Below are 14,725 nucleotides of genomic sequence, written 5' to 3'. Positions count from 1 at the left end.
CTGGTTCGGAAATTATCAAAAGGAGATCATGCCCGGCAGGCTGCAGGAGGGGCATTACATCACCCCTGCCTGCAGCTTTTCAGCGACAGTACCAAAATTCGGTCAGGGTCTAGCTGTTGGTCGAACAGCGCCCGGAAATGACCCTGGGAATCTGTTTGACCGCCTTGTTGATGACCTTTTGTGCGGAAATGCTTTTTGCCGGCCTGGCGATATCCAGGGTGTCGGACCACAGGGCGTTTCCGGTCTTGGTATCGTAGAGCCTGGCTTTGACCATCACATGTTTCCATGCAGTGGCGTTTTGACTGAGATATTGCTGCTGATGCGCAGACCAGTTCCCCCCGGTATCGCCCGGGCCCAGGTAGAACAATATCGGATCATAGGAGGAGAACGCATATGTTTCCTCCATGCCGGCCACCCGGGCCAGAAATACGAAATCGATTCCCTGGCTATTGGCTTGTTTCAGAAGCGTTTCGCGGTCGAGTCCTGAAGCCTCAGGAATCGCTGAATAGCTTGCAACCGCCTCCACCCCCTGATTTTTGAGCTCATGACACAAGGCGTCTTCAAATTGTTTTCTTGCTTGATCATTATCGGAGACGCCGGTGATCATCAGTTTTTGGCCCGGCTTCATTCCGCAGTCGCCGGCAGTTGATGCTGCCATGCGGCTGCCGGTGGCTGCACAGGCGGTCAAAGAGCAGATCAGGGCTCCCATCAGAATCACATACAGACCAGTTTTCAATTGTTTCATTGTCATCTCTCCTTTACTCTATTGTATGTTATAATAATTCATGCCATTTTGATGGCGCCGTAAAAGTCCAATATCTGCGTTACGCGCAATTTCTCAGAATTTCACGTACGGCTAAGTACGCTGCATTCTTCGAAATTGCGCAAGCCTTGATCTTGAACTTTTTACGGCACCATCTGAAATCAGACTTTTTACGGTGCCATCATTTTTGAAATTCGGCAGAAGCGTAAAAAGCTTTTATTTGTGATAATGCCAGATCTGTGCCAAAAAAATAAATTAAATTATTTCAAGTATTTGAAAAATAAGAAAGGTTGCATTTGTTATATATGAACAAAATCATTTAGTCATATATGACAAATTAGTTATATATGACTAAACATCCGGGAGATATTATGCAGGTGGATGGCAATGAATTTTTCCGGCAGGCAACTGTCCGGATATGCAGCAGTTTGGATATTGAAGTGGCCCTGAAACGGATGCAGCAGTATGTGAACCAGTTTTTGCCCGCCGGCTTCATATCCCTGGTGCTGTTTGACCCGCAGAAAAATGTGATCCGCAATATTGCGGGAAAAATTTCAAAAACCGCGGAAAAATACGGACAAGAAGTCTCATTGCCAGACACCCGGGAGATGCGGGCCAGGTGGATCCAAAAACAGGTGGACCTGGAAGCCTATATGGTGGTCAATAATCTGGAGCAGGACCCGGACCTGCTGGACTTGTTCACCCGGCTGGGCCTGGATACCGACATTTCCTTTATCATGATCCGGCTGGAGCTGGAGGGAAACCGCATCGGAGGCCTCTGGGTTTCGACTGCCGGCCGGAACCAGTACACCAAAGAGCAGGCGGAGCTGCTGCAGATTATCCATGAGCCCGTGGCCATTGCCATGTCCAATGTGCTCCAGCACCGGGAGGTGCTTGCGTTAAACCGGCAGCTCACAGATGATATCCGCCATCTTCACGCGCGGCTGGATGAAAAAGCAGAGACAGAGATCATTGGTGCAGATCAGGGGTTAAATCAGGTCACGGAAATGGCCCGGCAGGTGGCCGGCCTGGACAGCCCGGTTCTGATCCTGGGCGAAACCGGGGTGGGCAAGGAAGTGATCGCCAATTTTATCCATAACCATTCCCACAGGCGAAACGGACCGTTAATCAAGGTCAACTGCGGGGCCATTGCCGAAAGCCTCATGGACAGTGAATTGTTCGGGCATGAAAAAGGGGCGTTTACGGGTGCCGTTGAAAGAAAAAAAGGACGTTTTGAAAGGGCCGACCGGGGAACCATTTTCCTGGATGAAATCGGAGAGCTTTCCCCCCAGGCGCAGGTTCGGCTGCTTCGGGTGCTGCAGGAGAAAGTCATTGAAAGGGTGGGCGGATCCGGGGAGATTGCCGTTAATGTCCGGATTTTATCCGCCACTCACCGCAATCTCCAGGACATGGTGGCAGAGGGCCGCTTCCGGCAGGATTTGTGGTTCCGGCTCAATGTGTTTCCCATTTCCATCCCGCCCCTGCGTGAGCGAAAGGAAGATATCCCCGAGCTGGTGAATTTTTTCATGCAAAAAAAGGCACAAGAGTTGAAAATCAAGCAGCCTCCTGAACTGCAGAGCGGGGCTTTGCGTCAGTTGCTGGCCCATGACTGGCCCGGCAATGTCCGGGAACTGGAAAATCTCGTGGAACGGGCCCTGATTCAATACCAGGGGGGCCGGATTTCCTTTTCCGGATTTTTCCGGAAAAATTCGTCGCTTTTGCAGGATACGGACGAACTGCGGGAATCCGGCCCGATGCCGACTTTAGATGAGGTGATGGCCCGTCATATCCGCCGGGTGCTGAAGGCAACCAACGGCAAAATCAGCGGCCCCGGTGGTGCCGCCGAGATTTTGGGCCTTCATTACAGTACCTTGAGGCACCGTATGCGGAAGCTCGGGATCTCTGTTGACCGAAACCCTTCCGGATGATCTTCACGTGTCTTTCCTCGTAATAAACCGGGCTTTTTTTCTCGTACCGGCTGTGGCTCCGGGCCTTCCAGTGGCCCCGGGCCCTTGAGTGACTCCGGCTGTAGTGCGGCGGCGGACATGCCCGGTGATCGCGGCTTTTGTGGATTACGGTGACATGGTCCGGGCCACTGTTGTAGTAGCTGCTGATAATGGCATGGCCGACAATGGCCGCGCCCACCCCGATGGCAACGCCTTCCCACCGGTGGCGCTGTTTGTCTCCGGCAGATGCGGATGTGCCGGCAAAAGCCACCAGGCAGACCGCAACGAGAAGCACAGTAAATATCTTTTTCATTTTTTGCCTCCTTTTTTTCGTGCTTTCAGTCCACCCGGGATATAATGCCGGTTAATCCCGGGATTCCGCGTGCCGGGTGATTTCCCGGTCCACCAGTTCGATGGCCCGGTCCACCACACGCTGCAGTACGGCAATTTCATCCGGTTCATCGCCAATGGCGGCGGCCAGGGGCTTATAGCTTCTGGCCTGCCGGGCCTTGATCTCCGCAACCTTTTCACGGCCTTTCTGCGACAGCTCAATTAAGTGCACCCGCATGTCGTTTCGGTCCACTTTCATGTCCACCATTTCCAGTTCTGATCTGAGCCGTTTGACATCCGTGGACAGGGTGCTCTGCTTGACTCCGGGAAAAAAGCGCAGCAGGTCGCTCATGCTCATGGGGCCCTGGGTGCTGAGGATTTCAAGAATCAGCATTTCCCGGTCCTTAAGTTCTCCGGCCTCGCTTCCCGCAGCCTCAATGGCCCGGTAAATCCGCATCTTGATGCTTAATCTGGCGATGTTTGTAAAAAGATCCTGAATCATTGCCCTGCCTTTTTCTGAAAGCGTGTTTGAAACCAGTTAATAATTTCAAGATAGTTTTGTCAAGAAAAATAGTTCATAAAAATAATATAGTTCATAAAAATGATATAGCTGGACCAAACCCCCCGGCATCCGGGAAAACAAGGAAAAAGTGGGGGAATGACCAAGCCCTGGTATGACAGGCAGTGAAATCAGGCTTGATTTTCCGGGCGGACAGATGCACACTACACTTTCATGAATCGCGGAGCTTTGAACATGGCAAAAAAGAAATTAAAAGCCCATCACATTGAACGCACCTGGTGCAAGGGTTGCGGGATTTGCGTGCATTTTTGTCCCAAGCAGGTTCTGGCGCTTGATGAGCACAACATTGCCTATCCTGCCGCCCCGGAAGCCTGTATCTGCTGCCGCATGTGCGAATACAGGTGCCCGGACCTTGCCATTGAAGTCGAATGTCAGGAGACTTGAACTGATGCAGGGCAAAGTGAAATTCATCCAGGGAAACGAGGTCTGCGTGGAGGCTGCCCTTTATGCGGGCCTGGAGTTTTTTGCCGGCTATCCCATCACGCCTTCCACCGAGATTGCCGAGGCCATGTCCGTTCGCCTGCCGCAGATCGGAGGCCGGTTTCTGCAGATGGAAGACGAGATTGCCTCCATCTGCGCCATTATCGGGGCATCTTTGACCGGCCGCAAGGCCATGACCGCCACCAGCGGCCCCGGTTTTTCCCTGATGCAGGAAGCCCTGGGCTATGCCGTGATGACCGAGATCCCCTGCGTGATCGTGGATGTGCAGCGCGGCGGCCCGTCCACGGGTCTTCCCACCCATGTGGGGCAGGGCGATGTCAACCAGGCCCGCTACGGCACCCACGGTGATCATGCCATTGTCGCCCTGACCGCCTCCAATCACCAGGACATGTTTGCCATCACCGTGGAGGCCTTTAATATTGCCGAGACTTTCCGCACCCCGGTGATCCTGCTGTTTGACGAGGTCACCGGCCACATGCGCGAAAAGGTGGTGATTCCCGAAAAGGGTGAAATCGCCCTGGTGGAGCGGCTCAGGACGTCTGTTGAAAGCGGGGTGGACTATCACCCCTATCTGCCTCGGGAAGACGGACGGCTGCCCATGTCGGATTTCGGCGGGGTGCACCGCTACAATGTCACCGGGTTGTATCATGATATGTGGGGCTTTCCTTCAGATGATCCCAAAATCGTCTACGGCCTGATCCGGCATCTCATGGACAAAATTCAGAATTATGCCGGCAATATGACCTTTTTTCGGCAGGATCACATCGAAGATGCCCACACGGTTCTGGTTTCCTATGGAGCGGCTGCCCGCTCGGCCCGGCATCTGGTGGAAAACCGCCGCAAGCGCGGAGAAAGGCTGGGCCTGCTGGAACTGCAGACGCTTTGGCCGTTTCCCGGTGATGTGGTCCGCAAGGTTTGCAAAAATGCCGATTATATTGTGGTGGTGGAATTAAACACCGGCCAGGTGATCCGGGAGGTAAAGCTGGCCGTGGACCGGCCCGAGCGGGTGTATCTGGCCAACCGCATTGACGGCCAGCTGATTTCCCCCACGGATATCCAGAACATCCTGCGGCTGCTGCATGGCAAAGGCGTATAATTTCAAGGTGATTTGATGTCTGTCAAAGACTATATCCGCGAACGGTTTTTCCCGCACATGTGGTGCCCGGGCTGCGGTCACGGGGTGGTGCTAAACGCCATGATCCGGGCCATGGAATCGCTGGGCATGAGCAAAAACGAAATCGTCATGGTTTCGGGCATTGGTTGTTCGGCGCGGATTTCCGGGTATGTGGATTTCCACTCCATGCACACCATCCATGGCCGCGCCCTGGCCTTTGCCACGGGAATCAAGATGAGCCGGCCGGAGCTAAACGTGATCGTTCCCATGGGAGACGGAGACGCGCTGGCCATCGGGGGCAATCATTTTTTGCATGCCGCCCGGCGCAATGTTGAAATGACGGCCATTATCATGAACAACCGGATTTACGGGATGACCGGCGGGCAGTTCTCCCCGCTGTCGGGTTATGCAGCCGCGGCCTCCACTGCGCCTTATGGCAACATTGATCACGGCTTTGACATTGCAAAACTCTCCGAGGCGGCAGGGGCCACATTCGTGGCCCGGACCACAACCTATCATGTCCATGAACTTTCCCGCCTGATCCGGGATGCCATTTTGCATGAAGGATTTTCCGTGCTTGAGGTGCTCACCCAGTGTCCCACGTATTTTGGACGCTACAACCGGGCCGGGGATGCCCCGGAAATGATGGAGGCCTATAAGAACCGCACCGTGGCCGTGGGTTCTGAAAAAAAGAACCAGGACCCGGATCTGATCGAGCGGGGCGTGTTTGTGAAAAAAGAGCTTCCGGAATACTGCCGGGAGTATGAAAAAATCATCGAAAAAAACCAACAAAAGCAGACATAAAAGAAGGCATGATGGAAAAGTGCAGGCTGGTTTTTTCCGGTTCCGGCGGGCAGGGCATCATCACTGCGGCAATCCTGCTGGCAGAAGCCGCTGTCCTCCACGAGGGGCTAAACGCGGTCCAGTCCCAGAGCTACGGGGCCCAGGCCCGGGGCGGGGCTGCCAGAAGCGATGTGATCATCTGGGATAAGCCCATTTACTACCCCAAGGTGATCCAGCCCAATGTTCTGGTCTGCCTGACCCAGACCGCATACAACAAATACCATCCCACCATGCGCCCCGGCGGCCTGCTGATCACCGACACCGCCCTGGTAAAGGTGGACAAAAGCGCTGAAGCCCGCCTGGCGCAGCTGCCGTTTCAGGATCAGGTCAAACAGGAGATGGGCAATACCCGGGGTCTGAATATTTGTGTGCTGGGGGCCGTGGCCGCCCTGACCCAAATCGTTTCCACCCCCAGCCTGGAATCAGCCGTGGCCGGCCGCTTTGATGAAAGCTTCCGGGAAGCCAACCTCAAGGCCCTGCACATGGGAATAGCGCTTGGAAGCCAAAGATCTTCAGCTATCGCTTAACAAAACCGCCCGTGCCACCTGCTATTGCAAAAAATCGGTCATAATGCTTGAACAAGGTTAAATTAAATGATATTATTAAATTTGATTGAAAATTTTTTGTGTCCCTGGAATTCAGTGTAAAGGTGTATTAAATGGATAGCCAACAAAACGCAAAAACTATTGAGGATAGACGAAAAAGCACTCGGATACAGACCGAAAACGATGTCAGCTATATTCTTTTTGATGCGAACAGGCAATTAACGGATCAGGGCAGGGGAAAGGCCCTGGACCTGAGTCAAAACGGCATACTTTTGGAAACAGAAAAACCATTGAATGGCTCCTGCATTATGCTGATCACCCTTGATTTGAACGGAAAAAAGGTAAAAGTCAAAGGCCGGGTGGCAAATACCCGGAAATCAGATACGCCGGGCTGCCATTTAACCGGGATTGAATTCAAAGGACCTGAAGAAGAACAAACAAAGGCCATTGTTGCATTTGTAAAAGTTTATCATAATCGCCGGCAGCGCGATCAAAATAAAAACCTGTATTCAGTCCAACAACCTGTTTTAAACAGCAGCGTATCGGACCTGAAATTCTCCAGGAGATCCATTTTTTTGCAGGTGTAAAAAATGCAAACCAACGCTGCGGATGACCGGAGTGGCTTCGGTCATCCGCAACAGATCGGCCCGGTTGCAGGCAACCGGTATGGGATATCAAATGCGATGTGTTAACAGCAATCGTCTCAATTCTGTTCCGATAACACTTCCAGGGCATAGCCCTTGTTGTCTCTCACCAAACCCAGCAGAGTTGTCTTCTGATTTTGCTGAAAAAAAACAAAATCAATTAAATCCCTGGGGATTTTCTCGGAACTCCAGCTCTGATACAGGTTGTCTGAAGCGCATGTTAGCCCGACAATCCGATCCAGACCATCTTTGGGAGAAATCAAGCTGATCAGTTTTTCTGAAACTTTTTTTGCCGGGACCCGGCCTTTATCCATGAAAAAACACTGGTTTTGGAATTCTTTTGCAAAGACAAATCTTCTTGGGGCAAATGCTTCCCGGCTGGTGATCTCCTCATCAAATCCACCCCGATAGGTTTTTTCCGCCAGCCTGACCGGGTAAGCAATCTCCTTGTATGTGCCAAACCCCACGTCCGTAGTATCCAGCAGATGTTCATCCGGCAGCCGGTACAAAGACACATGGTTTTCCGGCTCAAGAATCAGGGCTTTTTCAGGTGATCCGCAGCCGAAGGTGAACTGATAAAGGCTGTAAATACCCGATGCAGGCTCATACTCACGGCCCTGGCTGAATTTTTTGTTTTCCCGGTCCCAGTGAACCTGAAAAATAGGACCGGCATATTTTTCCGGGCCCTTTTTCTCCTGTCCCAGCAGGATTGGCTTTCCTGAAGGCTCATGGACAGCCCTGAGATAAAACCCAATATTGTCATCCAGCACTGTAAATCGATCTTCCTGCCAGTCCAGGGCTGCCGAACGCAGGTTTGTGTCCGGAGCATCCAGATAGGTGGTTTTCCGGGCGCAGGTGGCAAACACCTCCTCTGTTCCGTCACCGGTTGCGTCCATGGCATGCAGGTGCAAACCGATCAATTGGTGATCGTTGAATTGATGGGCTTTTAAAAGCGTCAGGGCGCCTTGATTGAGGGAAAAGGCAAAGACCCCGTTGTCATTGAGCAATACCAGTTCCTTTGGCGGGGTTCCGTCCAGTTCTGCTGCCACAACTCTTCTGAATGCCTCCGGAAGCCGAATGTTTTTTACTTTTTCAAATTGCGCAGCCATTGGATCCCCGGATTTTTCATCGGGTTTCCGGCTTTGCGCAGTTGTCCCGGCAGTTTGCTGCGCCAGGTTTTCATTTTCGCTGAAACCCCGGAAATCTGACAAATCAGAAAGGCTGTGGGTGCGGGAAAACAGCGTTGAACCGGTATAAAGGGAGTTGATTTTTATTGTGGCATTTTTTCGGGACTGGCGGAGATCAACCCGCAGGGCATAATTATCCGTTTCCTGCAGATCTTTTGTGCCTGAGATTTCCACAACATCATAATGGTCTCCCAAAAGGGCCTGCAGCAGGCTGTTGTATGCCAGGGAATCCTGCTTTTCTTCAATGTTGGTGCTCAGGCCGATTTTTGGAGGGGGAGGCAGGGCAATGGGGTCGTTTGCTTCAATGGACCCATCAAATTTTTTGACGACTCTGGCCCCGATTGTCTTGTCATCAATGGCATTGACCTTGATTACTGCCTTTATTGAAAACAAAGAAACCGGCTTGCCCCCGGCTTTTTTCAATACCAGCAGTTCCTGTCCCCGGACCGGAATTTTGACAGGATTTTTAAAAATTAATTGGTTGTGGTCCGTATCCGCCACTTCCGCGATTGTTTCATAAGCCGGTGCATGGCGGGTTTCCAGGTAGGTAAAAATGTCTGAATAATCACCAGAATCCCCATAGACCGGGGCTGTGCCCATAATGATCACCATCAAACAGTAGACAGCGGATCTCATAAAAACATCCTGTGTGTTAAAGTTTGATTCAACGTCTCTGCTGGTTTTTCCTGATATCACCGGAACTACCAAAAGGCTTTTCAACAATTTTGCCAATACAATTACACCTGATGTCAAGCAGGTATTTCATTGTTTTTCCCGGGCCTGGCTGAGGGCGGCAGCCGTGCTGTGTCATCTTTTCATTTCCTAGAATGTCCAGGTCATCTCCACGGTATCCAGATATGCTGTTTCATCAAAGTCTGGGCCATATAAATCCTGGATGCCGTCACCCGGGTCAAATACGCTCAAAACATTACCGATGGAGAAATTTTCACTGAAATGGTAAGTGATCCGCAGGTCAAATTCCCAACCGATATCATCGTCAATTTTTCTTCCATAAGACTGGTCCAGCGCTCCTGTTTCCTCAAACCAGAAGTACTGAAATTGTGTCTTGTAGCTGATGTTATGGTTTTCAAATTTACCCTTGGTTCCAAAACCCAGGCTGTACATTCCGGGACTGTCAGCTTTGGCGGAGTTGCTGATGCCGCCGTAGCCGGGGTCATCTCCGAGCATGGCAAAATCATTGCTGTAAAGGTGTGATCCCAGGATGGGAACATATCTGTAAATGAAAGCATTTTCCATGCCAAAGGTGGAGGTGTACCTGGAAATATTGGTGATGGGGTTATAGGCCTCAATGTCATTGTCATTGCGATCATCATCACCGGTCATATAATAGCCGCCAAAGTAAGGATTCATTTCATCGCTTACATTGACCTCCAGTGCGGCAAACGCAGCCCATGCATCAATATCATAGTCGCGTCCAAACGGGTTGTCCTTGTCTCCTTCGGCATAGACAAACTCCGCTCTGGGAGTGAGCCTCCCGATTTTGCCAAAGGTCTGAACGCCGATGTAATGGACATTGGCGTCCCTGGCTTTGTTGTGGCTGTATGCGTAAAAGGGATTCAGTGTAAGGCCCTGGGCAACAGGCATGGCAAATTTAAAAGTATAGGCTTCCCAGTCATTGTCCTCGAAGTCGGGGCCACCGTAGACCTCGTCGTTGATAAACATGGTCAAAGCTTCCCAGGAAATATCATTGTATTTCCCTTTCAGGCCGATGTAGGGATGATCATCTCCATAGGCCAGACCTCCGGTTTCAATATCCAGCCATTTGGTGTCCCATCCGGTCATCACTTGCATGGGCGCGCCATGGGAGGTGAAATCATAGGTGAATTCCAGTTTTTCAATGGCAAATTCATTTCCTGTCATTCCAGTATCTTCGATTTCGCCCCCGAGCCGCCTGCCGCGGTCCGTGTTGCCCTTGCTCAGGGCAAAGTCCGCCTCAAGGATGGTCATAAAGGACCAGTTTTCACCCTTGCCGGAAAATCCCAGTCTGGCTTCACTGCGCACGGTTGCCGAGTCGTCAATCCAGCCACCCTCATCCAATAGACGATCATATTCCGTGTTGTCTGAATTAAAATCCGAATCCGTCATAAAATGCGGATACATTTTCAGACTTCCAAACAGTTCAATATCCACATTTCCGCTTTTGGCTGTGACCCTTCCTGAGCCTACTTCACAAAAAGCAACGCTTGAATGAACAATAAACATTGTTAACATTAATAGAACAATCTTTTTTGTCATCTTTTTGGCCTCCTTTGGGTTTGTTTTGGCCAGATGGCCAGGTGGGTTTACACGGCCTGCCGCCCGCGGCCGGTTTAAGAATTACGTTTTAATTTATATCTCAGGCAAATATTAATGCAAGAATAAATTTTAAATTTCCCTGGTTTTATATGTTGGTAACCGGATAACACCTTAGTTTAATTGGAAATAAAAAATAGGAGAGGAGCAAATGGATCCAGGCAGGACAGATCTTTTGTTCGAGTCTTTGTGTATGAAAAAATATTGAAATATGCTAGAATTTAAAATTGATGGTGCCGTAAAAAGTCCAATATCTGCGTTACGCGCAATTTCTCAGAATTTCACGTACGGATAAGTACGCTGCATTCTTCAAAATTGCGCAAGCCTTGATCTTGAACTTTTTACGGCACCATCTGAAATCAGACTTTTTACGGTGCCATCAAAATTGATGGCGCGGTAAAAAGCTTTTTACGGGTGCATCAAAATTGAAGCGGAAATAACTTTTTGCTGTAAAACCTGGTACAGGCGACTCAGTAAAGCGGCATTACATAAGGATCGATCATGAGCGCAGGCAATCAAAAAATCCGGATTTTCGGCCAAACAGCTTTGACAGACCGCAAGTTTGTCAATCTGTTTGAAATCCGGTACTCGGACAGAAACGGCAATGAAAGGCGCTGGGACTTTGCCTCCCGGCAGAATCCGCCCAAGATTGAAACCGGCGCATTTGACATTGTGGATGCAGTCATTATCGTGCCCTGGCATGTGCCCAGCGGCAAGCTGGTTGTGATCCGGGAATTCCGGATGCCGTTAAATGACTACCAGTACGGATTTCCCGCCGGACTGGTGGATCCGGGCGAAAGCCCGCAGCAAAGTGCCATTCGGGAACTCGGGGAGGAAACCGGCCTGAAGACCACCGGCATCCGCCGCACCAGCCAGCCCATATATGTGTCATCGGGCCTTACAGACGAATCCATTGTCATGGTGTATCTCGACTGTGATGGCCGGCCATCCGACAGCAACACCGGCAGCGCAGAAGACATTGAAACCGTGTTTTTGTCCCAAAAAGAGGCCGCAGATCTGTGCGCTGATTCGGCGCTCAAGGTGGATGTGAAAACCTGGCTGGTTATGGATAAATTTGCCGCCACAGGCGGGATATAAAAATATTTGAAGGGCGTTATGCCTGCGTATATACCGGCGTGATCACACCGTGGCATCTGCATGCAGTGGCAATCAGATGCTTGCCGGGTTTTTGGGACACTTTTTGTTTGAGTTCAAGCAGGGATTCGGGTTTGTAGCCGCCAACGCCCGGCGCAAGCTGATGGCTTCGGATTATCTTGATTTCAAATTCCGAAACATCCAGTTTTTCCAGCCGTTCAAACAGGTTCTGCTCCCGTTTTTTACCGGTGGCCGGGCAGTAATCCGCCGGCTCGGGGCAGTTGTCCGGGCACATAAAATCAGCCATGCTTATGTAGATATCGCCGGTATGGCCGTATATGGGATTGGGAAGCCGTTTTTCCAGGCCTTCGGGCGGCTCACAGCGCCGGATCCGCACCGGTTCGGCATCGGCCATGAGCCAAAGCACGGCCAAATGCACGGGAAGGGCGGGGATGATCCAGTCAGGGGCGCTTTGTCCGGCCAAATTTTGTTTTAGAAAATCGACCCCGTCCTGACGGACAATTTTCACATTTGCCCTAGGCTGTGGAAAATGTTCGGGCTCTGGTTCCACTACCACGAATTTGGTTATGCGTTTGCCTGAATCCAGCCTTTCCAGAGCAATACGGCCAAACCGGCCGCAGCCGATGATCCATATGGTTTCCATGTTTTATCCCTGCCGGGTTTTTATCAATTCCGGGATCGGTCTGCCTTTGACCCAAAAGAGCGGGGTATCGGGCAGCGGGGTTGAACATTGTCTGGCAATTGATTATAATTAGTGCCTGAACGAAAACCGTCTTTTTCGCCAATCTCTGCGTCCGGCTCAAATTTTAATCCTCAAAATACGTCGAGTATTCCTGCGGTTAAAATTTTCGCCGTCCTTGACCTTGACGAAAAATCCTGGTTTTCGTTCGGGCACTAATTACACAATAACCTTGTCGGATGGACGGGCACAAGGCATTTTTTTTAAATCAGACGGGCAAACGTGGAAAGGAACAAGCCAATGGAGGAAATACGCGAAAAAGCACGCACCCTGATGAAGGGATACTGCCGGGTCTGCCCGGTGTGCGACGGCCGGGCCTGTGCCGGGCAGGTGCCGGGAATGGGCGGTCTGGGCACGGGATCGGGTTTTCAGGACAATGTCCGGGCCCTTTCTGAAATCCGGTTTAACATGCGCTGTCTCCATGATGCCGCAGAGCCGGACACGGGGCTTTCCCTGCTGGGCTTTGACCTGTCCATGCCGGTGATGGCCGCCCCCATCGGCGGGGTGTCGTTTAACATGGGCGGGGGCATGCAGGAGCAGGACTATATCCTGGCCAAGCTTTCGGCATGCGCTGATGAGGGCTGCCTGGGATGCACCGGCGACGGTGTGCCGGATTTTATTCACGAAAGCGGATTTGCCGCCATCAGGGAACTGGAAGGCCGGGGCATTCCGTTTATCAAGCCGTGGGAGGACCAGGAGCTGTTTTCCAAGGCGGAAAAGGCGATGGAAGCTGGCGCTTCGGTCATCGGCATGGATGTGGATGCAGCCGGCCTGGTGACCCTGCGCAAGATGGGCCGGCCGGTGTCGCCCAAGCCGGCGGCAAGGCTTGCTGAGATCATTGAGCGAATACCGGCCAAATTCGTGGTCAAGGGGGTGATGACTGCAGATGAGGCAAAAATGTGTGTGGATGCCGGCGCCGCCGGGATCGTGGTGTCGAATCACGGCGGAAGGGTGTTAGACGGCGTGCCCGGAACCGCGCGGGTACTGCGTGATGTGGCCGCAGCCGTTCAGGGGCAGATCGCTGTGCTGGCCGACGGCGGGGTGAGATCCGGCGGAGATGTGCTTCGCATGCTGGCCCTTGGCGCGGATGCGGTGATGATCGGCCGGCCGTTTTCGGTTGCCGTGCTCGGCGGGGGCAAAGACGGGGCTTCCACCTACCTGTCCCAAATCCGCCAGGAGCTGATTCAGAGCATGGTGCTCACCGGCACAGCCTCGGTGCGGTCCGTGGACGGATCCATTCTGTGGTCGGGATAACCCCCTAGATCAGCCCGGCTGCGGACATGATGTCCGGGACCACCTCCTCCTTGCCGATGGCCATGATGTGGACCCCGTCGCAGATTTTTTCTTCCTTGATCTGCGCGATCATGCGGCCGGCAATCTCGATGCCCTTTTTCAGGGCCCCGCCCTTTGGGGCGGCAGCCATTTCATCGATCAGGCTCTGGGGCACCATGACACCGGCCACGTTTTTGTTCATGAACCGGGCCATGCCCGCAGAGGTCAGCAGGATCACGCCGGCCAGGACCTTAACGTCAAATTGCCGGGCGTAATCCATGAATTTTTTGAAATTGTCCAGGTCATAGACCGCTTGGGTCTGGATGAATTCGGCACCTGCCTCGATTTTTTTCTCAAACTTGATCAGCTGGGGCTCAATGGGATTGGCCTCCGGGGTGACAATAGCCCCGGCGCAGAACTTGACGGCACCGTCCAGATCGTTTCCGGCCATGTCCTTTCCCCGCTCCATGGTGCGCACCGCGGCCACAAGCTGGCTGGAATCCAGATCAAACACGGCCTTGGCCTCCTTGTGGTCGCCGAGCATCACCGAATCACCGGTTAAGCACAACACATTGTTGATCCCACGGCTGGCGGCAAACATGAGATCCGCCTGCAGGGCCAGGCGGTTTCGATCCCGGCAGGTCATCTGCAGAATCGGCTCTCCGCCGTTTTCTTTGACCAGAAGGGCCCCGCCCAGGGAGGGAAAGCGCATCACCGAGCTCTGGTGATCGGTGACATTCATGGCATCCACCTTGTCTTTTAACAATTCCACGTGGTGTGCCATTTTCTCCAGGTTGGTCCCCTTGGAGGGGGCGACCTCGGAGGTGACCACGAATTTTCCGGAATCAAGGGCTTTTTTAAATGCGGATGGCATGGGAAGTATCCTTATAAA

General features: G+C 52.2%; 15 protein-coding genes. 8 read left to right on the top strand and 7 right to left on the bottom strand.

Annotation, left to right across the window (positions count from 1 at the left end):
- Positions 1-109 precede the first annotated feature (109 nt).
- Positions 110-745, bottom strand: coding sequence for a hypothetical protein (locus R6U41_RS00355; protein WP_410267851.1), 636 nt, complete (start codon positions 743-745; stop codon positions 110-112).
- Between the two features lie 389 nt (positions 746-1,134).
- Between R6U41_RS00355 and R6U41_RS00350 the strand changes: the two genes are divergently transcribed.
- On the top strand, positions 1,135-2,691 hold the full coding sequence (locus R6U41_RS00350) for a sigma 54-interacting transcriptional regulator (protein WP_410267850.1): 1,557 nt from the start codon (positions 1,135-1,137) through the stop codon (positions 2,689-2,691).
- Here the strand turns inward: R6U41_RS00350 and R6U41_RS00345 are convergent.
- The gene (locus R6U41_RS00345; protein ID WP_410267849.1) at positions 2,585-3,022 is read right to left on the bottom strand and encodes a hypothetical protein; all 438 of its coding nucleotides are present in this window, start codon (positions 3,020-3,022) and stop codon (positions 2,585-2,587) included. The two genes, R6U41_RS00350 and R6U41_RS00345, sit on opposite strands and share 107 nt — an antisense overlap.
- 51 nt (positions 3,023-3,073) lie before the next feature.
- A complete protein-coding gene (locus tag R6U41_RS00340; protein ID WP_410267848.1) occupies positions 3,074-3,541 on the bottom strand; it encodes a MarR family winged helix-turn-helix transcriptional regulator in 468 nt (155 codons plus the stop codon).
- Positions 3,542-3,793: 252 nt separating this feature from the next.
- On the opposite strand from R6U41_RS00340, the gene R6U41_RS00335 reads away from it, so the two are divergent.
- The 5 genes from R6U41_RS00335 to R6U41_RS00315 all read left to right on the top strand — a co-directional run bounded on the left by R6U41_RS00335 (position 3,794) and on the right by R6U41_RS00315 (position 7,149).
- On the top strand, positions 3,794-4,003 hold the full coding sequence (locus R6U41_RS00335; RefSeq protein ID WP_410267847.1) for a ferredoxin family protein: 210 nt from the start codon (positions 3,794-3,796) through the stop codon (positions 4,001-4,003).
- 4 nt (positions 4,004-4,007) lie between these two features.
- Complete coding sequence (locus R6U41_RS00330) at positions 4,008-5,156, top strand: 2-oxoacid:acceptor oxidoreductase subunit alpha (protein WP_410267846.1); 1,149 nt, start codon at positions 4,008-4,010, stop codon at positions 5,154-5,156.
- A 15-nt stretch (positions 5,157-5,171) separates the two neighbouring features.
- Positions 5,172-5,978 (top strand): 2-oxoacid:ferredoxin oxidoreductase subunit beta, encoded by an 807-nt coding sequence (locus tag R6U41_RS00325; RefSeq protein ID WP_410267845.1) that lies wholly within the window; start codon positions 5,172-5,174, stop codon positions 5,976-5,978.
- Between the two features lie 8 nt (positions 5,979-5,986).
- Entirely contained in the window at positions 5,987-6,544 is a 558-nt protein-coding gene (locus R6U41_RS00320) for a 2-oxoacid:acceptor oxidoreductase family protein (RefSeq protein ID WP_410267844.1), read from the top strand.
- A 131-nt stretch (positions 6,545-6,675) separates the two neighbouring features.
- Complete coding sequence (locus R6U41_RS00315) at positions 6,676-7,149, top strand: PilZ domain-containing protein (RefSeq protein WP_410267843.1); 474 nt, start codon at positions 6,676-6,678, stop codon at positions 7,147-7,149.
- Between the two features lie 116 nt (positions 7,150-7,265).
- Here the strand turns inward: R6U41_RS00315 and R6U41_RS00310 are convergent, their stop codons facing one another.
- Positions 7,266-9,029 (bottom strand): hypothetical protein, encoded by a 1,764-nt coding sequence (locus R6U41_RS00310; RefSeq protein WP_410267842.1) that lies wholly within the window; start codon positions 9,027-9,029, stop codon positions 7,266-7,268.
- A 186-nt stretch (positions 9,030-9,215) separates the two neighbouring features.
- Positions 9,216-10,514, bottom strand: coding sequence for a hypothetical protein (locus R6U41_RS00305; protein WP_410267841.1), 1,299 nt, complete (start codon positions 10,512-10,514; stop codon positions 9,216-9,218).
- Between the two features lie 693 nt (positions 10,515-11,207).
- On the opposite strand from R6U41_RS00305, the gene R6U41_RS00300 reads away from it, so the two are divergent.
- The gene (locus R6U41_RS00300) at positions 11,208-11,804 is read left to right on the top strand and encodes an NUDIX domain-containing protein (protein ID WP_410267840.1); all 597 of its coding nucleotides are present in this window, start codon (positions 11,208-11,210) and stop codon (positions 11,802-11,804) included.
- Between the two features lie 16 nt (positions 11,805-11,820).
- Here the strand turns inward: R6U41_RS00300 and R6U41_RS00295 are convergent, their stop codons facing one another.
- Positions 11,821-12,465 (bottom strand): potassium transporter, encoded by a 645-nt coding sequence (locus R6U41_RS00295; protein WP_410267839.1) that lies wholly within the window; start codon positions 12,463-12,465, stop codon positions 11,821-11,823.
- Between the two features lie 336 nt (positions 12,466-12,801).
- On the opposite strand from R6U41_RS00295, the gene R6U41_RS00290 reads away from it, so the two are divergent.
- Complete coding sequence (locus R6U41_RS00290; protein ID WP_410267838.1) at positions 12,802-13,815, top strand: alpha-hydroxy-acid oxidizing protein; 1,014 nt, start codon at positions 12,802-12,804, stop codon at positions 13,813-13,815.
- Between the two features lie 4 nt (positions 13,816-13,819).
- On the opposite strand, the gene R6U41_RS00285 is transcribed toward R6U41_RS00290, so the two are convergent.
- Positions 13,820-14,707: a methylenetetrahydrofolate reductase gene (locus R6U41_RS00285; RefSeq protein WP_410267837.1), complete on the bottom strand. Its 888-nt coding sequence runs from the start codon at positions 14,705-14,707 to the stop codon at positions 13,820-13,822.
- Positions 14,708-14,725: the final 18 nt, after the last annotated feature.

Origin of the sequence: Desulfosalsimonas sp. (genome assembly GCF_046483245.1) — a bacterium.
Classification (GTDB): Bacteria; Desulfobacterota; Desulfobacteria; order Desulfobacterales; family Desulfosalsimonadaceae; genus Desulfosalsimonas.
Note: the sequence above shows the minus strand (reverse complement) of the source record. Positions and strands in the feature narration are given on the sequence as shown.